Raw genomic sequence first — 25980 nt, 5'->3', positions numbered from 1 at the left:
AAATTACTGGCTTTTTCGTACGCCAGTCGTGTGGGTAAGAGTGAGTGATGAACTTCAATTTAAGCAACGCGCCGGTCTCATCCAGCTTTTCTGTGATTGGCTTGTTCGCCTCATCATAGAAAATACCTGCAAATCCCGGAGCCTCTTCGGTCATAACGCCCTTATTGTCTACAGGACAAAGCGGTTCTAAGCCGTACTGTTGACCAATAATAAAGTCATCTTCCCGTGTCCTGGTGCAGTATGAACAGCGCCGGTACCTGCATCAAGTGTTACATGCTGTCCTGTCATAACAAGGGAGTCACGATCGTAAAACGGATGTGCAGCAACGACTTGATCAAGCTCAGCACCTTTAACCGTCTTAACAATCTTAGCGTCTTCCCATTCTAACGTTTCGCTTACTTCATCGAACAATTTACTCGCAATAACGAACGTTCGATCAGCGACAGAAACAAGCGCATAGTCATAATCTGGATGCACAGAAATACCGAGGTTTGCTGGCAATGTCCAAGGTGTTGTTGTCCAGATGATGAACTCTGAACCGTTGTCGATAACCCCTTTACCATTGGTTACTTTCATCGCTACGTAAATCGAAGGTGAACGCTTGTCATGATATTCAATCTCTGCTTCAGCAAGTGCCGATTCAGAGGAAGGTGACCAATACACAGGCTTTTTCCCTTGATAAACGTGACCCGCTTTAGCCATTTCACCGAACACTTTAATTTGGTTCGCTTCAAAGTCTGGTGTTAATGTGACATACGGGTTATCAAAGTCACCGATCATACCAAGACGCTTAAACTGTTCTTTTTGCGTTTCAACTTGATCCCACGCGTACGCTTCACACGCCGCTCGGAATTCAGAAACGGACATTTTCTTACGATCAACTTTTTTTGTTTTCGTGAGCGCCGTTTCAATCGGCAATCCGTGCGCATCCCAACCTGGAACAAACGGTGCTTTAAAGCCATCCATGTTGCGATGACGAACGATCATGTCTTTTACGATTCGGTTCATTGCATGTCCAACGTGAATGTTTCCATTTGCATAAATCGGTCCATCATGAAGCACATACATCGGTTTATCAGCATTTTTCGTCATCACTTGTTCGTAAAGCTTTGCTTCTTCCATTCACCTTGCCATACGGGTTCGCGATTTGGAAGGTTTCCTCTCATCGGGAATTCCGTTTGTGGCATTCGTAGCGTTTTTTTGAAATTCATATCTTTCCTCCTAAGTCAGTACAAAATAAAAAAACCCCATCCCACTCATAGGGACGAGGTTTACCCGCGGTACCACCCTGATAGCTCATAAGCCACTCAGTCTAATTATCGCTTTAGTCACGCCAAACTCTACTCACGTCCTATTCGAACGCTTTCTGTTCGGTAGCTCCTGGGTGATCTTCGTGAATCAACTCTTTACGAGGCTCACACCCTCCCTCGCTCGCTCAAAAAGTTTATTGATCACTACTGTCCCAATCAACGCCTACATTTAGTTAGTATTGCTAAAAGTATAGTCGATCTCTACATGAACGTCAAGTCAGCGACTTTTTTGGTCTTCGTATGTATGACTTGTATGTTCCTCTTCTTCATCTTCTACACCGTTTGTTAGGCTATCCCAATCTTCATCATCTAAAAGCTCTAGTTGTGCTTCAATTAGCATCTTAAATCGCATCCGGTACACGGCTGCTTGTTTTTTGAGTTCTTCAAGCTCTAGCGCAATCTTACGCGATTTCGAAAGAGCATCGTTAATAATGCGATCAGCGTTTTTCTCAGACTCTTTAATGATAAGCTGCGACTCTTTTTTTGAACTACGCTTGAGTTCTTCTGCTGATTCTTGCGCAACAAGGATTGATTTGCTTAACGTTTCCTCAATGTTTGAGAAATGATTCAAACGCTCTTCAAGCTCATTAACTTTAGAAAACAGCTCTTCTTTCTCACGAATGACGGTTTCATAATCCTTGATGACTTGATCAAGAAACTCATTCACTTCGTCTTCATCATAGCCTCGGAACCCTTTAGCAAATTGCTTATTGTGAATGTCCATCGGTGTTAATGCCAAGAAAGCCACCTCCATAGTTATTTCTTCAAACCATAGGTTACACGTAAATTGCCTTTCTTCGTTTCACTATCGATTGAAAAAGCTTTCTACGTCCATGCTTTTGAAGTGATAATGTATCGCCAGTTTGGATTTGAAAACTCGGATCCTCCACCGTTCTCCAATTCACTTTAACCCGGCTATTCTCTATATATGCCTTTGCTTTCGTTCTCGACAAGTTGTACATCTCTGAAATAGCAGTATCTAGTCTAAGCGATGAGATGAATCCTGTCTTTTCTTCCCACTCATCAGTTATATCATACGCATTATGTAGCGGAAGTGTCGAAAGTCTTAACGGCGTATTCCCTGCACCTTCAAGATTCATCAGAATAAAGTCTTGCATTTCTTCTGTTGCGAACCATTGAACCTTGCCTTGTAAAACGTGAATGTCTCCAAACATCTCTCGCTTTACACCTAAAGCCATTAATGCGCCAAGAAGATCGCGGTGTGAGACAGTTGAGAATTTCGGGTCAAATGCCCCGTGAAACATAACAATGTTGTACCGCTCAGGCGACACTTCTTCAAAAAAAGGATAGATGAGCGCTCGTTTACGCTCAACACCTTCAATCCCTCCAAAAAAAGCAACCTTAACGGTTTCATCGGCTCCGATCACCGACTGTACAATGTCAACTTCCCTCGGATTTAAAAAACCAGTGAGCTTTGCTTCGTACGTCGTTTCAACAGCATCTTTTATGTCTTGTACTTGTACAATCCATTCGTGCTCTTCCTTACGAAAATGTTGAAAGATATCCATCGATTAGAAGAAGATTGCAATTACACCTTGTCGCGCTAATGCCAAAGCAATCAATGCTACGATTGGTGAAATGTCAATCATACCTAAATTCGGGATAATTCTACGAAACGGTTCTAGATACGGTTCAACAATGGTTGCTAATGCTTGTCCAAAGCCTGATTCACGCAATCCAGGTAACCAACTAGAAAGAACATAAATAATTACTGCAATTTGATAAAGCGACATCGCCATTAATACGATCTGGCCGATCATTGCCATAAAACCACTCACCCCAACCTCTTCTAATCAAAATCTTGTTGCATGAGCTCCGAGATTGCCCCTGAAATCTCTACATTGTCTGGTGTACACAAAAAGATGTTCCCACCAATCTTTTGAATGTCACCGCCAATGGCATAAACCGTGCCACTTAGAAAATCAACAATCCGTTTGGCTTGGTCTTTTTGAATGCGCTGCATATTCAAAATCACCGATCGTCGATTTTTCAAATGATCGGCAACATCTTGAGCTTCTTCATACGTTCTCGGTTCAATTAAAACCATCTTGGCAGACTGCTGAATGCTTTGCAAGCTTACGACATTTTGAGTACGATCTTTTTGCTCACTGTCAGACTTTGACTCTTCAACAGGAGCATCTAATTCTTCCTCAACATAATCTTCGTCAACATCAAAAAAACGTTTAAAGCGAGATTTTATGCTCAATATGAACGAACCTCCTTTACGCTAAATTGCTGCGCTCATCTCCAACAAGACGAGAGCCTACTCGAATGAATGTCGCACCTTCTTCGATTGCGACTGTATAATCATTGGACATCCCCATCGATAACTCATGACACGGAGCATGTGCAAACTCACGTTTTACAATCTCTTGTTGCAATTCTTTGAGCTTTTTAAAATGCGGCCTCGTATCTTCAGGTACACTTTCATACGGTGCCATCGTCATAAGTCCAACGACTTCAATTGCATCATACGCTTGCAATTGCTCAATAAAGCTCATAACACCTTCAGGCGTTAATCCAGACTTCGACTCTTCACCTGAGACGTTCACTTGTACGAAGCACTTTACAGTCCCGTCTCCTTTGTATCGCTTTTGAATCTCTTTGGCAAGCGATATGCGGTCAAGCGAATGAAGATAATCACATTCATGGATCACATCTTTCACTTTCCGGCTTTGAAGCTGACCGATAAAATGCCACGTAGCAGCACCAGTGATCGCCTCGCGTTTTTCTAGGAGTCCTTCTGCTCGACTTTCACCAAGGTGCTTCACACCAGACGCCACAGCTTCTTCTGCACGCTCATGTGACACATACTTCGTCACTGCAACGATGTTAATCTCTTCTTGATGCCTACCTACGCGCTCACAAGCTTGTTTAATTTCTTGATTTATGTTCAGTAAATTGTCGCTCACTACAACCATGACGCTCAACTCCCACTTGATCTCATAATATACGCTGCCATACGCCCCGTTTTACTGCCGTCTCGACGATGGGAATAAAACAGGTCCGGCTCACTCGCTGTACAATAACCACTTACTGTTATTTGACGACGAGGAACACCCGCTTGCTCAATTAAAAGAGCATTTGTCAGTTTGAGATCAAGCTCATATTGACCGTCGCTTACACGATTCCAAGTCGCAACATCACTTGGCAAAACCGCTTTTAACTGGTCAATCACACGATCATCTACAACATATTTTTCTTTCCCAATGGAAGGCCCAACATATGCATGAATACTCGTCACATCAACGTTCTCACTTTCAACCCATTGACGGACAAGTTCACCGCCAATGTTACCAGCAGTCCCTTTCCATCCCGCATGTGCAGTTCCTACAATTGTGCCACGGTCCCCAGTAAAAAGAAGAGGCACACAATCCGCATAAAGCGTCGCTAAAACAACCTGCTCATCTCGAGTGTACAAACCATCAGCGTGAGATACGACAGATTCCATACTCTTCGTGCCAAGGCCCCGCTCAATTGTCGTGACTTTCTGAACGATATTGTTATGCACTTGTTCACAGTAGACAAAGTCATCAAGACTTACGCCTAATTTTGCACTCAAACGCTCTCGATTGCTGATCACATCATCGTGATCGTCACCAACATGTAATCCGAGGTTCGCTTCGTTATACGGAGCACGACTAACACCTTCGTTACGACTCGTAAAACCAGCAACAATCCGCTGATCTATAGGTTCTAAATGAAATAGCTTATCGACTGGATTATACACAAACGGTTCTTTCCCCATGAAACGCCTTCCTTTATAGCAGTCTTTCATTATATTTTAGCACATATCGAGCGTTTGACGGTAGTTTTGCAGAAAAATGTCAAGAGTTATTGCCATAAACATAGACAAGGATTACATCCGTTCCAATCTTAGCAATCTGACTCCAAGGAATAATCAATTCCTCTTCCTTTCCAAACATATTAAGCATCCGATTATTTCCCGTCACGACCAAAGATTCAATCATCCCAGTCGATAAATTAATATCCACATCACCAAGCGTCCCGAGCCGCTTACCCGTTTGCACATTCACAACCTCTTTTACTTGTAAATCGGTTATTTTAAGCATCACTTGGACTCCTTTCTAATTAAAGCATCCCTTGCTTATCCATATGATGACTTGGAAGGTTTTATCGCTTTATTTTCGATCGAAGTTAGGAGGGCTGTGGGTTAATTATTGTTGAAGGTGTTGTGTTATGTAATTATGGTACGTGAAATTTCGATTGTTGATCATGGGTTGAACAGGGCCTTATTTCCGGTACGTGAAATTAAAGAGGGGTTTTCAGCTAGATGTCGAATTACTCCAACAGGAGGTGTCATATTGCTTATTAATGAAACATTGCTTCAACTGCAAGCACTAGAAAAACGCTGCTTCGATTACGTACCCGCTCTACATTCTGACATTGAAAAATTTAAAGCTGGTTTAAATGGTGAAACACAACTCTACAATCTTCTAAACGCCATTCAACTCCCTCATTGGCAAGTGCTCCACAACAAACGACTCCCCAGTTACGAACCGTATTACTTTCAACTCGACCTCATCGTACTCACATCTGACACCGTTTATCTTTTTGATACGAAACAGATGAAAGGACACATTCATTTTCACGACGATGAAACCGTCACAAAAACATCTGGTAATGAAACCGAAACGTTAAACAATCCGATTCATCAGGTCAAACGCCACGAACGGTTATTTCAAACGTTCCTCCATCAACAGCGCATTACAACCTCGATCACCATTCGTCCTTATGTCGTTTTAACCTCTCCTTACACCGAACTTTCTTATCCCCCTAGACTGCAAGAAGAAATTCAACGCTATGTAATTCGTGCAGAAGCTATTCCAAAACTTTTATCCAACGTTCATGATCCAATGACAGGTAATGGCAAAATAGCCAAAATGACATCACTCATAAACACAAATCATCGACCAAAGTGGCGAAATTTATTGCATGATTATAATCTTACGTATGCCAACTTACGTCTCGGCGTCCCTTGTACGCAATGTAATTATATTCCAGTGGAACGAGCGTCTAATCACATACGCTTCTATTGTAAAAAATGTCAGACTTATTCTTATGAAAATATTCAAGCGGGGCTTGTTGATTATGCCCTACTCATCAATCACTATTGCACAAACAAAGAAGCCAGGCAATTTTTAAGCATACAAGATCGACATACAATGCTACGATCATTACAAAAAATGTCTCATTACACCCGCTATACAAATAATAAAACCTGTTATCGATTGATATTACCATGGGAACAAAAATGACTGCATATTAATTTCAGTATGCAATACATTATATCGTTTTCTAGCTACAGTGAGTAGCGCCCCCGCTTACTACACCCTCGCTATCCCCTTGCTACACTCTCGCATCCGCTTGCTACACCCTCGCATCCGCTTGCTACACCCTCGCATCCGCTTGCTACACTCTCGCATCCACTAGCTACACCACCCCACCACCACCAAAAAACCCACCGCATTTTCGCGGTGGGTTCGGCTCACACATTTATCGGGTGTGTTTATTCATTTCTTGAATTGCGGCTTTTTCGAGTCGGGATACTTGGGCTTGGGATATGCCGATTTCTTCGGCGACTTCCATTTGTGTTTTCCCTTGGAAAAAGCGCATGTCTAGTATTTTCTTTTCCCGTTCGTTTAGACGGATCATTGCTTCTTGGATGGCAATGTGCTCGACCCATGTGGAGTCTTTTTCTTTTTCGTCGCTAATTTGGTCGAGGACGTAGATTGGGTCGCCACCATCATTGTAGATTGGCTCGAATAATGAGACGGGGTCTTGAATGGCGTCTAATGCGTAGACGACTTCTTCTTTTGGTAGGTCTAATTCTTTTGCTATTTCCAGTACGGTCGGTTCGGTCGTGCGGTCTTTTTCTGCCATGAGTCGGTCTCTGACTTGTAATGCTTTGTACGCGGTGTCACGTAATGAACGCGAAACGCGAATCGGATTGTTGTCGCGTAAGTAGCGGCGGATTTCTCCGATAATCATCGGGACGGCGTACGTTGAAAACTTGACGTTGTGGCCTAAGTCGAAATTATCGATGGATTTCATCAGTCCTATGCAGCCGACTTGGAATAGATCGTCGACATATTCGCCACGGTTGTTAAAACGTTGAATGACGCTAAGTACGAGTCGTAAATTTCCGTTTACGAGTGTTTCTCGTGCAGATTCTTCTCCGGATTGGAGCTTTTGGAAAAGGATACGCATTTCATCGTTTTTAAGTACAGGTAATTTAGACGTATCAACTCCGCAGATCTCAACTTTGTTGCGTGTCACATATGTTCCCTCCCACGGCGTCATCGCAGTGAACGGTTCGTTCTTCCTGCTCACGTTCAGTATGTCCGCGGGAGGACTTTTTATGCGATCAATCTTTTCGTTTTATCTTTTAGATAGACAATAAATGGTATAAAAATGGCGGTAATCCTTCGCTTTTTCATTAAACCATTTTATTAAATTCTTTTCTTAGGCGGCGAATAATTCGTTTTTCCAGTCTTGAAATATAAGATTGAGAAATTCCTAACATATCTGCGACGTCTTTTTGTGTCTTCTCTTTCGTACCCGCAAGTCCAAATCGCAGTTCCATAATTTGTTTTTCACGGGGATTGAGTGTCGTTAATGCGCGGCGCAATAATGATTTATCTACTTTATCTTCAAGGTCTCGTGTAATGATATCTTCCTCGGTTCCCATAACATCGGATAATAACAATTCATTGCCGTCCCAATCAACATTTAACGGTTCATCAAAAGAAATTTCAGAACGGGTTTTGTTGTTGCGTCGCAAATACATGAGAATCTCATTTTCGATACACCGCGATGCGTATGTTGCTAGTTTGATCTTTTTCTCGGGATTAAATGTGTTCACAGCTTTAATAAGGCCAATCGTTCCTATGCTAATCAAATCTTCAATATTAATGCCGGTGTTTTCGAACTTCCGAGCGATGTAGACGACAAGGCGTAAGTTCCGTTCAATGAGTCGACTGCGTACTTCAGGGTCTCCGTTTGGAAGCTTTTCTAGAAGCTCTGCTTCTTCTTCTTTGCTAAGAGGTGGAGGCAACGCTTCGCTACCGCCGATGTAGTACACTTCGTCGGGTTTAATGCCTAGTTTTTGGAGTAGCTTATACCAATGAATCGTAAGTTTCATCTTTGATTTCTTCCACAATGTAAATCCCCCTCCGTTCGGCTTTATTCAGCTGGCACCATTTCAGGTGGATGATGCATTGAAAACGATCTTCTGATGATACGGCACGGGTTTCAAATGCGATCAATGCTCGATTTAAAATGTGAGACGAGTCACCACTTACCATTTCAATTTCTGCTGCTTGGATCGCAAATAAAAATCCGTGTTCTTTGCCGATCGCTTGATATGGGATAATTCGAACATTTTCATTCCAAGGATTTTCTCCTTTTGTACCTTCAGCGCTCAACCATGTTGAGAAGCTTTCGAGTGATTCATTCGTTAAAACAGATTCAAGAACGGAAAGAGTCGCGACCATTACTGGCTTTCTCGTAATGGGATCTTTCAAGTGGTTTCCGGTGTCGATGAGTGCTTTTGCATAAACGGATTCAACGTTACCGTCCATTTGAATGCGAACGTTTATGATTTTATTTTCATTGCGTTTCTCTTCTTTTAGTGAGTGTTTTGTAATTTGCGTTAAGAGAATCACAACGGGTAATGTGGATAAGACGAGCAGCCCGTGCATATGATCTAACGTAGCCCAGCTTGACGTCTGTTTCCACGTGTGTAGTAACTGTGATGATTGCCAAAACCACGTCATCGCAATAACGGCCCCGCCAGATAACAATGAAATGACATAAAACGTAAACGTCGTTTTAATGAACCGCGCGAATCGCTTAAAACCAAAAGCAAGGTATACAGTACAGATACAAACGATTACTTGGCTCACTGGATGCAATAACATTGCACCGTAGTCGGTTAACCATAGAAATAGCGGTAAGCTCGTAATGAGTGCAACAAACAATACTCTGAAAAGAGAGAATTCATATCCTTGCCATTTGCCAGTCATGTAAAGGAGACTAGCAGTAACGACCGTATTTAATCCATAGATGACATCTATGTATAAGGTCAATGAACGCCCACTCCCTCCTCTCTAGACGGTTTCTGTTTTTCCTTGATTACTAGTATAGAGAGAATCGATTTCGAAGTATGTCATTTTCTCAGAGCATGTCTCTTACTCTTTTTACACGTTTACGTATAAATGTGTCGAAATCCACGGCGACGTTGTAAGGAACGTCTGATTAATCACGATTTCACCATTCGACAATGCAAACATAAAAAAATAAGAGTCCAATAATTGGACTCTTATTTCTTATCTTCTTCTTCGACGATTGCGTAGAAACGCTGGTACATCGATCGATTCGTCTTCTTGTTGTGGCTCTGGTTGTGGCGGCTCCTCGTAAACCGGTTGTTGCCGTTGCTCGCGCGTCGGCTCCACTTCTTCACGTGATGCTTGTTGGCGTGGCATTGATGAACCGCGAACTTTTTGTTGTTTCGCTTTCTTATCAGCAACGTCATCAAAACCAGTCGCGATAACCGTTACGACGATTTCTTCTTTCAGATTTTCATTGATTACGGAACCGAAAATCATGTTTACTTCTGGATCCGAGGCATCGGAGACAATCTCCGCTGCTTCATGAACTTCAAACAAGCTTAAGTTCGAACCACCTGTAATGTTCATGAGCACCCCTTGCGCTCCATCTACAGACGTTTCAAGGAGTGGGCTTGATATGGCCTTTTTGGCCGCTTCTGCTGCACGATTCTCACCGGTTGCAATACCAATACCCATAAGTGCTGAACCTTTTTCACTCATGACTGTCTTCACGTCGGCAAAGTCAAGGTTGATTAAACCAGGAGTAGCAATTAAATCCGAGATCCCTTGTACACCTTGACGAAGAACGTTATCTGCTTCACGGAATGCTTCAAGCATTGGCGTGTTCTTGTCAACAATCTCAAGCAAGCGATCGTTTGGAATGACGATTAGTGTATCGACTTTTTCCTTGAGTGCTTCAATTCCGTCCTTTGCATGAGTCGAACGTTTCTTTCCTTCAAAAGAAAATGGCCGAGTTACGACACCTACCGTTAGCGCGCCGATTTCTTTAGCAACTTCTGCGATTACTGGTGCAGCTCCTGTTCCAGTACCTCCACCCATTCCAGCGGTGATAAATACCATATCAGCACCTGTTAAACATTCTTCGAGCTGCTCTTTGCTTTCTTCAGCTGCTTTCTTCCCAATCTCTGGGTTCGCTCCTGCACCTAAACCACGCGTCAACTTTCCACCTAGTTGTAGTTTCGTTTCAGCTTGTGATAATTGCAATGCTTGAGCATCTGTATTTACAGCAATAAATTCTACGCCTTGTAGACCGTTTTCAATCATTCGATTTACCGCGTTGGAACCGCCGCCTCCGACCCCAATAACTTTAATTTGGGCGAGTTGGTCCATGTCCATTTCAAACTCTAGCATCTCAGGTCCCCCTCATCAGTCAAATGTGCCTGTCCTATTCAAAAAACACTTTAAAGAAGTTACGTACGCGTTTTTTTACGCCAGGGCTATCTTCATTCGATTCTTCTAGTTCATTCGCAGAATGTCTTGATTTGCGATTTTGTTCTACTTTTGGTTGTGCGGATTCAGTTGTCGCAGCGACCATCTCTTTATTATGCATTTTAACATGCTTGTGAGCAAATTCAATGAGTCCAACTGCATTTGTATACCGTGGTTCTCTGACACCGATATAATCTGGAATCGCCATCCGGACGTTTCGACCGAGTACATCACGAGCAAGCTCGAGTGTGCCAGGAAGCATCACTCCACCACCTGTGAGTACGACTCCTCCAGGAATATCACCTTCTGCGTCTAACGTTTCGTTTACGAGTTCGAAGATTTCTTCCATACGAGGCTCAATGATGTGAGCAAGATCTCGTTGAGAATATTCTTCGCCACTACCTTGACCCATCGGCGTAATTGTCGTAGTGACTTCATCACTACTGTCATCAATAAATGCATGACCGTGTTCCGTTTTCAATTGTTCAGCTTGTGTCATTGTCGTGCGCAACCCAACAGATAAATCATTGGTGACGTGTGATCCGCCAATTGGCATCACGTACGTTGAGTGCAAACCACCGTTCTTAAAATAAGAAATGGTCGTTTGGCCACCACCAATGTCTACGAGTGCAACACCGAGCATTCTTTCATCGCTTGATACAGCAATTTCACCTGCAGCAAGTGGCTGCAAGAAGATGTCTGTAATTTCAAGGTTTGCTTTTTCAACGCATCGAAGTAAGTTATGTAAAACGGTTTTTGATCCTGTGACCAATAACCCTTCCATTTCCAAACGAACTCCGATCATCCCAGTTGGATCTGTAATCCCGTCATACCCATCAACGATGTATTGTAAGGTACGATATCAACAATTTCACGATCGTGAGGAATGCTCACGACTGAAGCTGCATCGGTAACGCGATCAATATCTTCTGCTGTAATTTCTTTGTTTGGACTTGATACAGCTACGATTCCGTGTGTTTGATGGAGATCAATGTGGTTTCCGTTAATGCCGACAACCACTTGTTTAATTGACATCCCTACCATTCGCTCTGCTTTATCGACGGCTTCTCGAATTGCATTTACAGTGGCATCTATGTCAACGACTGCACCTTTTTTAATTCCAGTAGAAGCTGCATTGCCTACTCCAATAATGTTCAACATTCCTGCTGACATTTCCCCGATCATGACACGTACCTCGGCTGTACCAATATCAAGACTGACATAAATTGTGTTGTTGTCCATGAACGGTACCTCCTACTTGTAATGAAACGGCTTCGTTTCTATTACATTTCTTCTTAGTAATGAACCGAAATAAAATGACTACCGTTCTTCTTTAATTCGATTCGGGGATGTGAAAATCCTTTATCAGTTGTGAAAAAGAATTACTATGTACAAGTCTACACTAGAATTGATAAGGAGGAAAGCGAAAAACGCTCTAGATAAACGCTAGCACGAAAGCCACAGTTCCCAAATGGGAACTGTGTCCATTAGATCAGTTATTTTCTCCTTCTTCAATGGGCTCTTCTGTAACTGAATCTTCCTCAGTTTCTAGCCCACCATCACCCGTATCAATGTGCTCTTCATGAATCTCCCCGGCATACTCTTCAGGATTAAACGCTTCAAAGTAAGGGCTCATTTTCATGTGTAAAATTCCGTCCGAAGGCTCTGAGATTTGCCTTGCAACCGTTGGATAAGGCGCCATGTAGCTTGCGAAGTTTTCAATCGTCGTTTCAACTTCAATTCCATCATTCATGAATAAGCGAAGAAGTGTAGGATCGTCATCACTCGGATGAATCTCCGATATGTGATTGATCATTCCGCTACCAAGCTTGTCCAATTCAACGAAAAACGCTTCTAACAGCTCTTCGTTTTGCCAGTTAAAAATAATTGGTGCATCACTTGGATAGGTGTCGAGCGATTGTTCTTCCATTAATTGACCGTTCCCATAGACGGGAATAAATTGATCATTACTATGCAAATAAGCCGTACGATCCCGTTCTTGGACAATAATTCGTAATGTTGTCGGGAGGATCGTTCAATTGTCGCTTCTTCAATGTATGGAATTTGTTCAACTCGCTCTTTTGCACTACTGAGCGATTGTGACCATATGCTCTCACCACTTACGAGAGCACTTTGATCAATAATCTCACGAGTTTCTCCAGTGTAATTTCCTTCAACTTGGATTTGCTGTACATGACTTAGAGGAGATTGAAAGTAGACGACGATCCCAATAAGGATAAAGAAGATACTTAAATAAAAAATGAGACGGCGGTTGGCTCGCTTTTTCCTCTGTTCTTTTAACGCTGGTATTCGGTCGCTCACAGAGACGACATTTTGTTTGTCTGCCATAGAAATGTCCTCCTACCGTCCTGCTGTTATTCTTTGATTAATGTTTGGATGACTTTGATAAAACGATCACTCGCATCAGGTGTTCCTGCTTTTTGTGCAGCAAGCTTCATGTTGCTTTGCGTTTCTCCGTCAAAAATGTTGCGTAAGTCAGAAGCAAGCTGTTCTGATCCCCATTCATTTTCTTTACGAACAATTGCTGCACCTGCTTTTTCAAGCGCTCGTGCATTGTGTTCTTGATGGTTGTTTGTTACATACGGACTGGGAATCAGAATTGATGGAATCCCAATTGCTGTAATTTCTGAGAGGGTCGTTGCACCAGCACGACTAACAATTGCGTCGACACTTTTTAAAACGCTCGGCATATCTGAAATAAATGGACGAATCACGACGTGTTGATTCGTCTCAATCGTTTCTAGTTGCTCTTTCACTTTATCATAATGAACGTCGCCCGTAACATAGAGAAATTGACAGATTTTGTCTTTTAACTGCGGAAGTGCTTCCAAAAACGCTTCATGAATCGGTCTTGCGCCTCGACTACCTCCGACAATCAATACAGTAGGTACATTCGCATCCAGTCCATATTCATTTTGTAAATCGACGTTGTCTGCACGCAACGCTTCTTGGGCTCTTGGATTTCCAGTGTATACCGTCTTCTCTTTTGGAAAATAGTTCGTCGCTTCATCAAAACACGTCGCGACACGATCGACGTATCGACTTAAAAATTTATTCGTAAGCCCAGGAACACTGTTTTGTTCATGAATGATCGTTGGAACGTTTAACTTCGCTGCCGCATACATCACAGGACCCGCAACGTAGCCACCTGTTCCAATCGCCACATCTGGTTGAAACGAACGAATCAATGATTTCGCTCGTTTCGTACCCGTTAAAAAGCGCTTAATCGTTTTCACATTTTCGAAGGAAAGCTTTCGCTTAAATCCACTAATCTCAATTGTTTCAAACGGCAATGGGTGGTTTGGAACGATGTTTGCTTCTAAACCATTGGACGTACCTATATATAAGAAATGAGCGTCTGGGTACTGACGTTTAATTTCATTTGCAAGGGCAAGTGCAGGGTAAATGTGACCGCCTGTACCTCCACCAGTTAATAATACTTTCATTTTCCCACCTAATTTCAAAATATTAAACGCTTCTTGCGTGAGCGCTAATGTTTAATAGAATACCTAAAGCAACAAGCATGAGCGTAAGCGACGAGCCACCATAACTTAAGAGTGGCAGCGTAATCCCTGTTACTGGAATTAAGCCAATAACAACGCCAATGTTGATCGCTACTTGTACGAAAAGCATACCAACAATTCCGACCGCAAGATATGTGCCGAATGAATCAGGAGCAAGCAAAGCAGCTCGAATCCCTCTCCATAAGATGACTGTAAACAAGAAGATTACCATGCTCCTGCAATAAAGCCACCTTCTTCTGCAATCACGGCAAATATAAAATCCGTTTGAGGCTCGGGTAAGTAAAAATACTTTTGTCTACTTTCACCAAAACCCATTCCAAACAATCCGCCTGGTCCAATCGCATAAAGTGATTGAATAATTTGAAACCCTGTTCCGAGTGGATCACTCCACGGATCTAAAAACGATGTGATTCGGTCAATACGGTAAGGTGCAGATGCTATCAACCCTACAAATCCTAATACGCCAATCCCACCGAGGACAGCAAAGTGCTTAATCCTGCTCCCGCAACGAATAAAATGATAAATGATGTTGCCACCATGACTGCTCCAGTACCTAAATCAGGTTGCAACATAATCATGCCAAACGCTACGAAGATCGTTGCAAGCAGTGGCAAAAGCCCTTTTTTAAAGGACGACAGCAGTTGATTGTTGTTGGAAAGCCAATGTGCCAAAAACCCAATCATCGCAAGTTTCATAAACTCTGACGGTTGAATGGAGAAAGCACCTACACCAATCCAACTCTGAGCACCACCACGAATTAAGCCGACGCAGGAATGAGCACGAGAATAAGTAAACCAAAGCAGACAAAAAGTGCCGGTACGACATACCTTCTCATCTTCCAATAGTCAAAGTGCATCATAATGACGAGGCCAATGACACCGACAAATGCAAAGAGCGCTTGTCGCTTGGAGAAATAGAACGGATCGTTAAAACGATATTCCCCCCAAGCGGCACTCGCACTGTACACCATAATAACCCCGATAATTAGCAATGCACCAATGGCAAATAATAATAAACCATCGACCGGTTGTTTTGTATTTTTCACAGTTTCACCCCGTCACAACGCTGATTATGCTGTTCTTATTTGAACAGTCCTACTACAGCTTATGACGCGTGTTGCCGTAACATGTCCACCCTTTACTGAATTGCTTCAACAGCTTTCAAAAATGCTTCTCCACGCTCTTCAAAGGTTTTAAACTGATCCCAACTCGCACAAGCTGGAGACAATAAAATAACGTCACCTTCGTCAGAGGCTTCATACGCTTGTTCAACCGCTTCTTCAATCGTTTCATGTAAACCAATCGACTGAACACCTGCCTTTTGACCAGCACGCTTTAACTTCTCTTTCGTCTCACCATACGTTATAAGTGCTTTCACACTCGTTAAACTGGAAACGAGTTCATCAAACTCATTGCCACGATCCAATCCGCCTGCAATGAGTACAATTGGCTCGTTAAAGGCGCGTAGCGCTTTGTCAGTCGCTAATATGTTCGTCGCTTTACTATCGTTATAGACTCTTCGTCCATTCAATTCTTTAACGAATTGCAATCGATGTTCAACACCACTAAATGACATTAACACGTGAGCAATCGCTTCTTTGTTAATGTTGCATGTCGTAGCGACCGCGATCGCTGCGAGGATGTTCTCCAAATTGTGCATACCTGGGAGCACGATCTTGTCAATGGCAATGATCGGCTCACCATCAACTTGAATGACTTTCTTATTTTCATCTAAACTCACACCGTATGATAACGTGGACTGGAGTGAAAATGGTAGCGGTTTTGCTTTTGAACGGCTTGCAATTTCCTTTACCGTTGGATCATCTTCATTGTAGACGAGCACGTCAGTAGCAACTTGAAAAGCGGTTACGTTCGCTTTTGAATCGACATAATCGTCTTTTGTACCATGATAATCCAAATGAGCGTCAAAGATGTTTAACAAGACAGCAACCTCTGGCTTAAAGTTAATCGTTCCTTTTAACTGGAAACTAGACACTTCTGTGACCATATAGTCGTCTTCTTGAACCTTCTCTGCCACTTCACAAGCTGGCAAACCGATGTTTCCTGCTAAAAACGCTCGTTTATCATCTGCAGCTATCATTTCTTCGATTAACTTTGTCGTTGTCGTTTTACCATTCGAACCTGTAATCGCAATGAGTGTTCCGTTAAGAATCTCACCCGCGAGCTCTACTTCAGTTACAACTGGAATGTTTTGTTGAATAGCTCCAAGAACGATTGGATTATCATAACGAATGCCCGGATTTTTTACGATAAAAGCTGGATTTTGTTCAAGAAGGTACGGGGGATGCCCTCCGGTTACGAACGTAACCCCGAGGGCTTCTAATGCTTCAACGTTGTTTAACTCTTCTTTTGGCTTGTATTCATTAACGACAACGTTTGCACCATGCTTTATAAGAAGGCGCGCAGCCGCTTCTCCGCTTCTAGCAAGCCCTAAAATTAAAACGTATTTATCTTGCAATTGATCCATCATCATAAATCTAACACCCCAATGTATACGCCAAGAACCGCAAAGATTAATCCAGCGATCCAAAAGACGATAACCACTTTCCATTCAGACCAACCGACAAGCTCGTAATGATGATGGAGTGGACTCATCTTAAATACTCGCTTCTTCGTTAGCTTATAAGACGTTACTTGAATGATGACAGAAAGCGTCTCAATGACGAACACAGCACCAATTAAGACGAGAAGAATTTCCATCTCAATCAAAATTGCAATCGCCGCAATCGCACCACCTAATGCGAGCGACCCTGTGTCACCCATAAATACTTTAGCTGGATGCGCATTAAAGACGAGAAATCCGAGAACTGCACCAACAACAGCCGCTGAGAAGATCGCAACTTCTGTAAATCCGGCAGCCCATGCGAGCACGGTGAACGCACCAAATGCAATTGCAGATGTACCTGCAAGTAGTCCATCTAGGCCGTCCGTTAAATTCACAGCATTGGAAGCGCGACGAGCATCACTGCAACGAGCAGCAAGTACAACCAACCGATATCAATTGATAGTGAAGTAGCTGGAATGTGCACACTCGTAGAAAATTCATATTGACGAAGTACGAAATAGAAGATCGCAGCAACGACAAGTTGTGCTAGAAGTTTTTGTTTTGAATTTAAACCGAGGTTTCGTTTCATGACAACTTTAATAAAGTCATCAAGAAATCCGACGAGACCAAAGGCTACGGTTACGAGTAACAATAACCATATGCGGTAATCGAGCTCTAGTTGAGGTACAAACGCAATGACGATAAACACCGTCAAAACGATACTAATGAGTACAACGATGCCTCCCATCGTTGGCGTACCACTTTTCTTTTGATGACTTTTTGGTCCTTCGTCGCGAATGCTTTGCCCAAACTTCATGCGGTGAAGCATTGGAATAAACAATGGGGAAAGAGCAACGCATAAAACAAATGCAGTTGCAATCGCGATGAGTATAACGGGTTCAAACATGTAAGCTCTCTCCTTTCACCATTGTTTACGCTTGGCTTAACCGTTTCATAATCGCTTCTTTCGCAACTTCACGATCGTCAAAATCATGAAATACGCCGTTTACTTCTTGATACGTTTCGTGACCTTTACCAGCAATGACAATCACGTCATCTTTCGTTGCTTTAGAAATCGCATAATCAATCGCTTCCGTTCGGTTTACGATCACTTCATAACGATTTGTTTGTACACCTGCAACCATGTCACGCAAAATATGTTCTGGATCTTCAGATCTCGGGTTGTCACTCGTGAAAATCGCGAGATCTGCAAAGCTCTCAGCAATTCTAGCCATTTCTGGACGTTTCGTACGATCACGATCGCCACCACAACCAACAACGACGTAGACATTTTTCGTTGCAAGGTCCTTAACGGTTTGCATAATGTTGTCAAGGCTGTCTGCAGTATGAGCATAATCAACAATGACGGCATAATCTTGGCCTAGGTTCACCGTTTCAAATCGACCTGGAATTGGCTTACTTGCTTCTAAGCTTGATTTAATCGTCTCTAGGGAAATCCCTGAAACGTACGCTGCACTTGCTGCCGCTAACGCATTATAGACGTTAAACCTTCCGACCATTTTAAGATCGAGGTCGATCGATTGATCACCAATTTCTAACGTAAAAAATGTACCAGATGGTGTTTGACGTAGGTTCTTCCCACAAACATCCGCTTTATCACTTAGTCCATACGTAATGACTGGGGCTGCTGTTGCTTGCATGAGTTCTGCACTCACTGGGTCATCGATGTTTAAAACGGCAGCTTTTAACTCATCCGCGTATCGGTTCCCGAGTTGAGAGAATAATAAACTCTTTGCGTGCTTATAATTGTCAATGGTTTCATGATAGTCTAAGTGGTCAGCAGTCAGGTTCGTAAAGACAGCTACGTTAAAGTCCGTCCCACGAACACGACCGAGTGCGAGCGCTTGTGAACTCACTTCCATTGCCACATCTGTGACGTCTGCATCAGCCATGTCACGGAAGGTTTTTTGTAATAGCAATGATTCTGGCGTTGTGTTCTTTGATTCAAATGTCTCGTTTGCATACTTTGTATACAATGTCCCGATTAAACCTAATGAGCGTTTTGCTTCGTTAAAGATGTTTTCAATTAAGTGTGTTGTTGTTGTCTTTCCGTTCGTTCCTGTTACTCCGATCACATTTAATTGTTTTGTCGGATCATCATAAAACTTCGCCGCGATTTGTGCCAAGGCACGATACGAATCTTTCACGACAATAACTGGAATCGAAACGTTAAGTACCTCTTCAGCGATAATCGCACTTGCACCTTTTTGCTCGGCTTGTTCGGCGAACTGATGACCGTCCACTGTAAAGCCTCGAAGTGCAACGAAGAGCGACCCTGATTGAATTTTTCTAGAGTCCATTTCTACAGATGTAATTGTAGGGTTATGTGAAGTTGATTTTTGGAAGACGAGTAGGTCTTCGGTTAGATCATTTAATTTCATTTTTACCACTCACTTTCATTCTCACAAGCAATTATTATATCATTAATAGCTTCTTATATGGTTACAATTTCTAAGTACACGCAAAAAACTTACGAAAGACTCTTATGTATAAGCAATCAGCCAAGGAAATTAGTCCCTTGGCTGTTCTTCATCCCCCATAAAGATCCGGACTGTAGATCCTTCTTCCACTCGTTCGCCTGCTACTGGTGATTGACGTTGGATAAATTCACCATTTCCTTGAATATCAAGTTCTAACGGATAACTTGCATCGTGAATGTCTCGAAGGTCAATCCAGTTAGGTCAGGAACTTCTAAAACCGGTACATCCGTCCACGTTAATTTCTTCTCGATTTGATCCTCTCGCTTAGGCACACCGATTGCTTCTAAACTATCGCCAATAATCTTACCTGCAATCGGTGCCGAAACAACGCCACCGAACTGAACCGTGTTTTTCGGATTGTCTACAGCAACGTAGACGACGATTTGTGGATCGTCTGCTGGGGCAAATCCGATAAATGAAACGATATGATTGTTTTCCAAGTATCGACCACCAGAAGCCTTTTGAGCGGTACCTGTTTTCCCACCTACTCGGTACCCATCAACAAATGCTTTTCCACCTGTGCCTTGAGCGACTACGTTCTCAAGGGCACGACGCACTTCTTTAGACGTCTCTTCTGAGATGACGTTACGTTTTGCAATTGGCATCTGACTGTCAATCACCATATCTGTATCAGGGTTAATCCAATCTTTTGCAATAAACGGTTGGTATAACGTTCCACCATTTACAGCTGCGGCAACGGCGGCAACTTGTTGAATCGGTGTAACGGCAACCCCTTGACCGAATGCGGTCGTCGCACGTTCGAGCGGACCGACGTTTTCTTCTTTAAATAGAATGCCAGATCCTTCGCCGTCCATATCAATGCCTGTCTCTTCACCGAAACCAAAAGCTCGAATGTAATCAAATAACTTCTCTGTACCTAAGCGCTCCCCAAGAACAACAAAGCCTGGGTTACAAGAGTTTTGTACAACTTCTAGAAACGTTTGACTGCCATGCCCACCTTTTTTCCAACAGCGAAGCCGATGTCCTGCCACTTCAATTGACCCACTGTCGTAATAATGATCGTTATCTAGGTCAACTTTATTCTCTTCTAGTGCAGCTGCAAGCGTTATGATCTTAAACGTTGACCCGGGTTCATACTGCGCCCAAATCGGGCGGTTCTGATTGTAAATCTCTGGTGATACGGATTGATAATCGTCTGGGTTAAAGTGAGGGCGACTAGACATGCCAAGGATTTCTCCAGATTGTGGATCCATTGCAATTGCGAGCGCACCGTCTGGGTTGTACGTTGCTTCTGCATTATCAAGCTCACGTTCAATAATCGTTTGCACCCGATCGTCGATCGTTAACTTTACGTCCATTCCATTTTGTGGCGGTTGGTATTGATCAGCCATGTCTGGAAGACGACGACCTTGTGCATCTGAGAAGAAGGATACGTGACCACTTTGTCCAGCCAATTTCTCATCATAAAAACTTTCCAAACCGACTAAGCCTTGATTATCAATACCTGCGAAGCCGAGTACGTGTGCAAGGTGTTCTCCTTGTGGATAGTGACGCTTATTGTCTTCCACAATATACACGCCTGAATGGCGCATTTTACGAATATCACTAGCCACCTCTTGATCAATCTTTCGACCATCTGGATTAATTCTTACGATTGAGCTCTTCTCAGTCACTTGACGGTAAATTCGCTCTTTGTCTCCGTCTAGTAAATCTGCAAGCATTGCCGCCGTTTCTTCAGGATGATCAATTTGCCGTGGCACGACGAGCACGGACGGTGCACTAACATTCGTCGCTAGCACTTCTCCATTTCGATCCAAGATCTCTCCTCGTTCTGCTTCAAAAGGTAAATCACGCTCCATGAATCTTCAGCAGCTCCTGTAAGCCAGCCACCAAGACCAAACTGTACATACCCTAGTCTTGCCATTAATACAATTGCCAAAACGAGGCCAATGATTAAAAAGAAAAAGAGGCGTTTACGTACGAGCGTTTTTGTTATTTTTGACATAAAAGGGCCACCTTTAACGAGAGGTTCAAAAAAAGGAGGGCTAATGTGTAGCGTATACGTTCGACGCTTTTCAAAAGTCCTCCGATTACGGTCTGTCCCTTTTACAATATGCTTGTACGGTTCTAATCAGAACTGCAAACGATTATTCTACTGGTTCCTCTTCTTCTTGTGATTCTTCTACTTCTTCTGTTGGTGACTCTTCAGATGACTCTTCCGCTTCATCTGGCGACGATTCTTCTTCATCGTCTAAAGCACTTCGGTCTGTTGTAAATGCAACGTCAATCGTTTCTACTCCTGATAATGACGCCCCAGGTTCTAATGATTGATTCATTGCAAAACCGTTGCCTTCAACATGAATGTTAAGGTCTGCAACGACACCAAACTTCATCACATCTCGTTGCGACCATCCTGTAAAGTCAGGCATGATACTTTCGCCACCGGTATGAAGAAAGATCTTTTCACCTGCTAAAACTTTCTCGTGGGCGTCAGGGTATTGTTTTTCAACCCGGTTGCCATCACCTATTACAACTGCGTCAAGGTTATGCTCTTGCAACTCTTCCACAGCACGATTAATTCTTGATCCTGTCACATCGGTCACTTCAATACCTTCTGGTTGATACTCATCAGCATCAAGATCATATGACGTTAAATTCAAGTATTGGATACTCTGTTTTAACACCGTATTAAAAATCTCAGCGACAGCTCCGTTACCACTTCTACCATCAGGCATATTCGGTCGATCTACAGCAACGTAAACGATAAGTTCAGGATCGTCATACGGGGCCATCCCTAAAAAGGAAAAGATGTTCTGATTATGACCGTTCAAATATCCACCTTCACTCGGAATTTGTGCCGTACCCGTCTTCCCTGCAACTTCAATTCCTTCTACTTGATACGGTTGACCCGTACCAATATCACTGTACACAACATCGCGTAATTGACTTTTCACTTGGTTTGCTGTTTCTTCAGAGATCGGCTGACCTGAAAGCTCAGGTTCATGTTCATACGTGACGTCTCCTGTGTTCGGGTTAACGATTTTGTCGATTAAATATGGCTGAACCATATCGCCACCGTTGGCGATTGCCGTTGCCGCTTGAACCTGTTGAATCGGTGTAACGGCCGATGCTTGTCCAAATCCTGAATAGATGGCCCCTAAGTCATTTTCAGACATTAAGCCTGAAGCCTCCATCGGCAAACCAATTCCAGTCGGTCTTCCAAATCCGAAGCGTTCCATATATTCATAGAATCGGTCTGCACCGAGCTTGTCATTAACAATTCTTGCAAAAGCAGTGTTTGCCGACCTCGGCATCGCTTCTTTATAGGGAATGTCTCCCCAACCTCGTCCTTGATTGTGGTCACGAATGTGCGGGGTATCACTATATCCAGTGCTATACGTTCCCGATTGAAAATATTCTTCGTCATCGTATACGCCTTCTTCAATCGCTGCAGCCATCGTAAACATCTTCATCGTCGAGCCTGGTTCGAAATGGTCAGACACGGTAAAGTTCATATGGTTCGAGATCGATTGATAATAATTTGGATTAAACGACGGACGATTACTCATCGCGAGTACTTCACCTGTTTTCGGATCCGCAACGATTGCCATCATGCGCTCAGGATCGTAAAGCGTTTCAGCAACCGTTAGTGCTTGTTCAACGGCAAGTTGAATGTGCGAATGCAACGTCAAGTAGACGTCTTGTCCGTGATACGCTTCTTCCATCTCGCGCGCCTCACCAGGCAATGGCACACCGTTTCGTGCACGTAAATAACTATACGAGCCTCCACTTCCAAGGAGATACTCATCTAACGAAGATTCCAACCCCATGGCTGGTTCATCCTCGCTTCGATCAAAGTATCCAACGACATGAGAAGCAAAGTCTTGGTTCGGATAATATCGTCTTGGCTCCGTTTTGAATTCAATACCCGCAAGTTCTAAGTCCTCAATGTTCTCTTTTTCTTCATACGTTAATTGACGAGACCCGCTTCCTAGTTCAACTTGGAAACGATCTGCATCGACACCTCTTTGCAACATATCTCTTAATTCGTTCGTTTCAAGACCAATATAAGGCGCTAACTGCTCAGCAGTGTGATCAATGTCTTCGACAGCTTCATAGCCATAATCATCTTTAAGAATGGCTTGGACTGAATAAGAAGACACTTCTTCTGCAACGGCACTTCCGTTACTCGTGTAAATCGTTCCCCTTTCACCATGTAACGGTTGCTCACTCGTCCACTGACTTTCTGCATACGCCATATAGTCGTGCTCGCTCGTCCCTTTTGCTACTTGTACATATAAAAAACGTCCGCCAATTACTGCCAAAAAAAGCGCAGCAACGGCGAACACGGTTAACGCTCGGTATACGATCGTTGTACGTTTCACAACACCACCACCTTGCTCAATGCGTACTATTCGTTACCTGTTACAACCTGCACATTGGCTTCATTTAACTCCATACCATGCTCCTGTGCTAAGTGTAGAATTCGCTCAGGGTCACTTAATTCCGCGACTTGTAAATCCAATCCAGCATTACGCTCTTGTTGAGCTGCAATGTCACGCTCCAACGTGTCAATGCTACTGTTTTGACCGTAAATGGTCGCGTAGTTGGAGATCATAAAAAGGGCAGTCGTCACAACAATGGCAAGAATCATGAACATGATGCATTTTTCACCAAGAGTAATTCGTTTTTGAATACGCTTTTTTACGGTACGTACATCTTGACTTTGATGATGCTCTTCAACATGTTGATGTTTATGTGCGAATTGACTCATTGCTGCCTCCCTCGATTTGATTACTTTATTTTTTCTACGACGCGAAGACGAGCAGAACGGGCTCTACGGTTGTGTTCAATTTCTTCGTCACTCGGTAAAATTGGTTTCTTTTTCACCCAGCGCATCGATGGTTCTAATTCTTCCGGGATAACTGGTAAACCTGGCGGAAGCTTTGGTAAGCGACAAAATTCGTCTAATGTTGACTTCGTTAAGCGATCTTCTAATGAATGAAACGTAATGACCGCAATGCGTCCATTCAAGTTCATCATAGATACAAAATCGGATAACGCACGCTCAAACGATTGCAATTCATCATTAACTGCAATCCGAATCGCTTGAAACGTTCGCTTAGCAGGATGTCCCCCAGTCCTTCTCGCTGCAGCTGGAATTCCTTCTTTAATGAGCTCAACGAGTTGGTCGGTCGTTTCGATTGGCTCTTTTATCCGTGCTCTTTCAATCGCGCGTGCAATTTGCTTTGCAAATTTCTCTTCCCCGTAGCGATAAATCATCTGTGATAATTGTTCAAAACTCCACTCGTTAACGACTTCTTTCGCTGACAACGGTTGACGCCTGTCCATTCTCATATCAAGCGGAGCATCCCCTTGGTAACTAAACCCTCGGGATTTATCATCAAATTGCGGTGAAGAAACACCAAGATCGAACAAAACGCCATCGATCTGTTCAACGCCTAGTGAACGAAGCGTCGGTACCGCCTCTTTAAAGTTGACGTGAGTAAGTATTAAACGTGGTTCATCTGCGAATCGTTCTTTCGCTGACAAAATCGCTTCCTCATCTGCATCAAAAGCGTACAGCCTACCTTGATCATTTAACTGTTCTAAGATGTGCGATGAGTGTCCTCCCCTGCCAAAAGTACAATCGACATAGACACCATCGGGTTTGATATCCAAATAGTCAACGGCTTCTTGTAGAAGCACAGTTTCATGCTTAAAAATCGTTGCACGCTCCTTTCTTTAGAAATCAAGATCTTCCATTGATTCAGCAATCTCGCTAAACGATTCTTCGGACTCAGTAAAGTAGGCTTCCCAAATAGAAGAATTCCAAATCTCAACTCTTCTTGAAACACCAATAATGGCACATTCCTTCTCTAAATTCGCATAGGTTCGAAGCGGTAGCGGGATGTTGACTCTCCCCTGTTTATCAAAAGATGTCTCTTGAGCACCCGAAAAGAAAAAACGGGTAAACGCTCTGGCATCCTTTTTAGTAAATGGCAATGATTTTAACTTCTGTTCAAGCAGGTCCCATTCAGATCTAGGGTATACGAAGACACACTGGTCCATTCCTCTCGTTACGACAAACTGGTCCCCCAATTGTTCGCGAAACTTTGATGGAATAATGAGCCGTCCTTTTTCATCGATGGCGTGGGTATACTCTCCCATGAACATGTTCGCCATCCCCCTCCACTTGATATTTTTAACTTACCACAATCCCCCACTTTACACCACGTTTTATACTCGATTTTTTTACGTCAATTTCTTTACAGTTTTATTACCTTATGAAATGACGCTAATTTTGTCGCGATTACAAACGAGAATAAGCACGGGAAAACCTTGACAAATCAGGCTTTCCCGTGCTCTTATAACTACAGTTTTCACTTATTCAGTAAATATATCACTATTATCAATCTCACTACGCGCTAAATACCGTGAAAAATGGCGTAAACTTCACGGGGCATTTCACTCGATGTCGAGGATCGTTTCATTC

Annotated in this window: 22 protein-coding genes, 4 pseudogenes and 1 other annotated feature; of the genes and pseudogenes, 1 reads left to right on the top strand and 25 read right to left on the bottom strand. The window is 43.0% G+C overall.

Annotated features, from left to right (window positions below):
• Positions 1-186: 186 nt before the first annotated feature.
• The 8 genes from JCM19038_RS25360 to JCM19038_RS05500 form a co-directional block, all read right to left on the bottom strand.
• On the bottom strand, positions 187-1122 hold the full coding sequence (locus tag JCM19038_RS25360) for a class I tRNA ligase family protein (RefSeq protein WP_373902474.1): 936 nt from the start codon (positions 1120-1122) through the stop codon (positions 187-189).
• Between the two features lie 135 nt (positions 1123-1257).
• Positions 1258-1479 (bottom strand) — a binding site (T-box leader).
• A gap of 48 nt (positions 1480-1527) precedes the next feature.
• Positions 1528-2049: a DivIVA domain-containing protein gene (locus JCM19038_RS05530; protein WP_042415471.1), complete on the bottom strand. Its 522-nt coding sequence runs from the start codon at positions 2047-2049 to the stop codon at positions 1528-1530.
• 37 nt (positions 2050-2086) lie between these two features.
• Positions 2087-2839, bottom strand: coding sequence for an RNA-binding protein (locus JCM19038_RS05525; RefSeq protein ID WP_052361111.1), 753 nt, complete (start codon positions 2837-2839; stop codon positions 2087-2089).
• A 3-nt stretch (positions 2840-2842) separates the two neighbouring features.
• The gene (locus JCM19038_RS05520; protein ID WP_042360208.1) at positions 2843-3097 is read right to left on the bottom strand and encodes a YggT family protein; all 255 of its coding nucleotides are present in this window, start codon (positions 3095-3097) and stop codon (positions 2843-2845) included.
• A 23-nt stretch (positions 3098-3120) separates the two neighbouring features.
• Positions 3121-3537, bottom strand: a complete 417-nt coding sequence (locus tag JCM19038_RS05515) for a cell division protein SepF (RefSeq protein WP_042415468.1) — start codon at positions 3535-3537, stop codon at positions 3121-3123.
• Between the two features lie 16 nt (positions 3538-3553).
• Entirely contained in the window at positions 3554-4252 is a 699-nt protein-coding gene (locus JCM19038_RS05510; RefSeq protein ID WP_042415465.1) for a YggS family pyridoxal phosphate-dependent enzyme, read from the bottom strand.
• A gap of 5 nt (positions 4253-4257) precedes the next feature.
• Positions 4258-5079: a peptidoglycan editing factor PgeF gene (pgeF, locus tag JCM19038_RS05505; protein ID WP_052361110.1), complete on the bottom strand. Its 822-nt coding sequence runs from the start codon at positions 5077-5079 to the stop codon at positions 4258-4260.
• 79 nt (positions 5080-5158) lie between these two features.
• Entirely contained in the window at positions 5159-5404 is a 246-nt protein-coding gene (locus JCM19038_RS05500; protein WP_042360205.1) for a YlmC/YmxH family sporulation protein, read from the bottom strand.
• Positions 5405-5656: 252 nt separating this feature from the next.
• Here JCM19038_RS05500 and JCM19038_RS05495 point away from each other — a divergent pair, with 252 nt between their 5' ends.
• Positions 5657-6610, top strand: coding sequence for a nuclease-related domain-containing protein (locus JCM19038_RS05495; protein ID WP_193745052.1), 954 nt, complete (start codon positions 5657-5659; stop codon positions 6608-6610).
• Between the two features lie 238 nt (positions 6611-6848).
• Here the strand turns inward: JCM19038_RS05495 and sigG are convergent, their stop codons facing one another.
• From sigG to mraZ, 17 genes and pseudogenes are all read right to left on the bottom strand, one after another.
• Positions 6849-7631, bottom strand: coding sequence for an RNA polymerase sporulation sigma factor SigG (gene sigG / locus JCM19038_RS05490; protein WP_042415459.1), 783 nt, complete (start codon positions 7629-7631; stop codon positions 6849-6851).
• A gap of 160 nt (positions 7632-7791) precedes the next feature.
• Positions 7792-8496: an RNA polymerase sporulation sigma factor SigE gene (sigE, locus tag JCM19038_RS05485; RefSeq protein ID WP_042359894.1), complete on the bottom strand. Its 705-nt coding sequence runs from the start codon at positions 8494-8496 to the stop codon at positions 7792-7794.
• Positions 8471-9442, bottom strand: coding sequence for a sigma-E processing peptidase SpoIIGA (locus tag JCM19038_RS05480; RefSeq protein WP_042415454.1), 972 nt, complete (start codon positions 9440-9442; stop codon positions 8471-8473). The genes sigE and JCM19038_RS05480 overlap by 26 nt, the downstream gene beginning before the upstream one ends.
• Before the next feature lie 240 nt (positions 9443-9682).
• Complete coding sequence (gene ftsZ / locus JCM19038_RS05475; RefSeq protein WP_042415452.1) at positions 9683-10834, bottom strand: cell division protein FtsZ; 1152 nt, start codon at positions 10832-10834, stop codon at positions 9683-9685.
• A gap of 34 nt (positions 10835-10868) precedes the next feature.
• Positions 10869-12154 (bottom strand): annotated as a pseudogene (ftsA, locus tag JCM19038_RS05470) (cell division protein FtsA).
• A 250-nt stretch (positions 12155-12404) separates the two neighbouring features.
• Entirely contained in the window at positions 12405-12842 is a 438-nt protein-coding gene (locus JCM19038_RS20415) for a hypothetical protein (RefSeq protein ID WP_052361108.1), read from the bottom strand.
• Positions 12842-13261, bottom strand: coding sequence for a cell division protein FtsQ/DivIB (locus JCM19038_RS20410; protein WP_052361106.1), 420 nt, complete (start codon positions 13259-13261; stop codon positions 12842-12844). Before JCM19038_RS20410 ends, JCM19038_RS20415 begins: the two co-directional genes overlap by 1 nt.
• Positions 13262-13287: 26 nt before the next feature.
• The gene (gene murG, locus JCM19038_RS05460) at positions 13288-14379 is read right to left on the bottom strand and encodes an undecaprenyldiphospho-muramoylpentapeptide beta-N-acetylglucosaminyltransferase (protein WP_042415450.1); all 1092 of its coding nucleotides are present in this window, start codon (positions 14377-14379) and stop codon (positions 13288-13290) included.
• Positions 14380-14401: 22 nt separating this feature from the next.
• Positions 14402-15502: pseudogene (gene spoVE / locus JCM19038_RS05455) on the bottom strand (stage V sporulation protein E).
• A 92-nt stretch (positions 15503-15594) separates the two neighbouring features.
• The gene (gene murD / locus JCM19038_RS05450) at positions 15595-16950 is read right to left on the bottom strand and encodes a UDP-N-acetylmuramoyl-L-alanine--D-glutamate ligase (protein WP_042415447.1); all 1356 of its coding nucleotides are present in this window, start codon (positions 16948-16950) and stop codon (positions 15595-15597) included.
• A pseudogene (mraY, locus tag JCM19038_RS05445) lies at positions 16947-17929 on the bottom strand (phospho-N-acetylmuramoyl-pentapeptide-transferase). The gene murD and the pseudogene mraY overlap by 4 nt, the downstream one beginning before the upstream one ends.
• Positions 17930-17954: 25 nt before the next feature.
• The gene (locus tag JCM19038_RS05440) at positions 17955-19424 is read right to left on the bottom strand and encodes a UDP-N-acetylmuramoyl-L-alanyl-D-glutamate--2,6-diaminopimelate ligase (protein WP_042415444.1); all 1470 of its coding nucleotides are present in this window, start codon (positions 19422-19424) and stop codon (positions 17955-17957) included.
• Between the two features lie 129 nt (positions 19425-19553).
• Positions 19554-21489: pseudogene (locus JCM19038_RS05435) on the bottom strand (stage V sporulation protein D).
• A 142-nt stretch (positions 21490-21631) separates the two neighbouring features.
• Positions 21632-23869 carry a penicillin-binding protein gene (locus JCM19038_RS05430; RefSeq protein WP_042415439.1) on the bottom strand — a complete coding sequence of 746 codons (2238 nt, stop codon included), beginning with the start codon at positions 23867-23869 and terminating at the stop codon, positions 21632-21634.
• Between the two features lie 26 nt (positions 23870-23895).
• Complete coding sequence (gene ftsL / locus JCM19038_RS05425) at positions 23896-24258, bottom strand: cell division protein FtsL (protein ID WP_042359818.1); 363 nt, start codon at positions 24256-24258, stop codon at positions 23896-23898.
• Positions 24259-24278: 20 nt separating this feature from the next.
• Positions 24279-25211: a 16S rRNA (cytosine(1402)-N(4))-methyltransferase RsmH gene (gene rsmH / locus JCM19038_RS05420; RefSeq protein WP_042415436.1), complete on the bottom strand. Its 933-nt coding sequence runs from the start codon at positions 25209-25211 to the stop codon at positions 24279-24281.
• 18 nt (positions 25212-25229) lie between these two features.
• Positions 25230-25661 (bottom strand): division/cell wall cluster transcriptional repressor MraZ, encoded by a 432-nt coding sequence (gene mraZ, locus JCM19038_RS05415; protein ID WP_042415432.1) that lies wholly within the window; start codon positions 25659-25661, stop codon positions 25230-25232.
• Positions 25662-25980 lie beyond the last annotated feature (319 nt).

Origin of the sequence: Geomicrobium sp. JCM 19038 (assembly GCF_000698125.1) — a bacterium.
Taxonomy (GTDB): domain Bacteria; phylum Bacillota; class Bacilli; order Bacillales; family Marinococcaceae; genus Geomicrobium_A.
This window is presented reverse-complemented; position numbering and strand designations above follow the sequence as displayed.

What these genes read in the sequence shown, in the direction of transcription:
- JCM19038_RS25360 (WP_373902474.1), bottom strand. Translation starts at nt 1,122, where the DNA reads ATGGAAGAAGCAAAGCTTTACGAACAAGTGATGACGAAAAATGCTGAT.
- JCM19038_RS05525 (WP_052361111.1), bottom strand. Translation starts at nt 2,839, where the DNA reads ATGGATATCTTTCAACATTTTCGTAAGGAAGAGCACGAATGGATTGTA.
- JCM19038_RS05520 (WP_042360208.1), bottom strand. Translation starts at nt 3,097, where the DNA reads ATGGCAATGATCGGCCAGATCGTATTAATGGCGATGTCGCTTTATCAA.
- JCM19038_RS05510 (WP_042415465.1), bottom strand. Translation starts at nt 4,252, where the DNA reads ATGGTTGTAGTGAGCGACAATTTACTGAACATAAATCAAGAAATTAAA.
- pgeF (WP_052361110.1), bottom strand. Translation starts at nt 5,079, where the DNA reads ATGGGGAAAGAACCGTTTGTGTATAATCCAGTCGATAAGCTATTTCAT.
- JCM19038_RS05500 (WP_042360205.1), bottom strand. Translation starts at nt 5,404, where the DNA reads ATGCTTAAAATAACCGATTTACAAGTAAAAGAGGTTGTGAATGTGCAA.
- sigE (WP_042359894.1), bottom strand. Translation starts at nt 8,496, where the DNA reads ATGAAACTTACGATTCATTGGTATAAGCTACTCCAAAAACTAGGCATT.
- ftsZ (WP_042415452.1), bottom strand. Translation starts at nt 10,834, where the DNA reads ATGCTAGAGTTTGAAATGGACATGGACCAACTCGCCCAAATTAAAGTT.
- JCM19038_RS20415 (WP_052361108.1), bottom strand. Translation starts at nt 12,842, where the DNA reads ATGGAAGAACAATCGCTCGACACCTATCCAAGTGATGCACCAATTATT.
- JCM19038_RS20410 (WP_052361106.1), bottom strand. Translation starts at nt 13,261, where the DNA reads ATGGCAGACAAACAAAATGTCGTCTCTGTGAGCGACCGAATACCAGCG.
- murG (WP_042415450.1), bottom strand. Translation starts at nt 14,379, where the DNA reads ATGAAAGTATTATTAACTGGTGGAGGTACAGGCGGTCACATTTACCCT.
- murD (WP_042415447.1), bottom strand. Translation starts at nt 16,950, where the DNA reads ATGATGATGGATCAATTGCAAGATAAATACGTTTTAATTTTAGGGCTT.
- JCM19038_RS05440 (WP_042415444.1), bottom strand. Translation starts at nt 19,424, where the DNA reads ATGAAATTAAATGATCTAACCGAAGACCTACTCGTCTTCCAAAAATCA.
- ftsL (WP_042359818.1), bottom strand. Translation starts at nt 24,258, where the DNA reads ATGAGTCAATTCGCACATAAACATCAACATGTTGAAGAGCATCATCAA.
- mraZ (WP_042415432.1), bottom strand. Translation starts at nt 25,661, where the DNA reads ATGTTCATGGGAGAGTATACCCACGCCATCGATGAAAAAGGACGGCTC.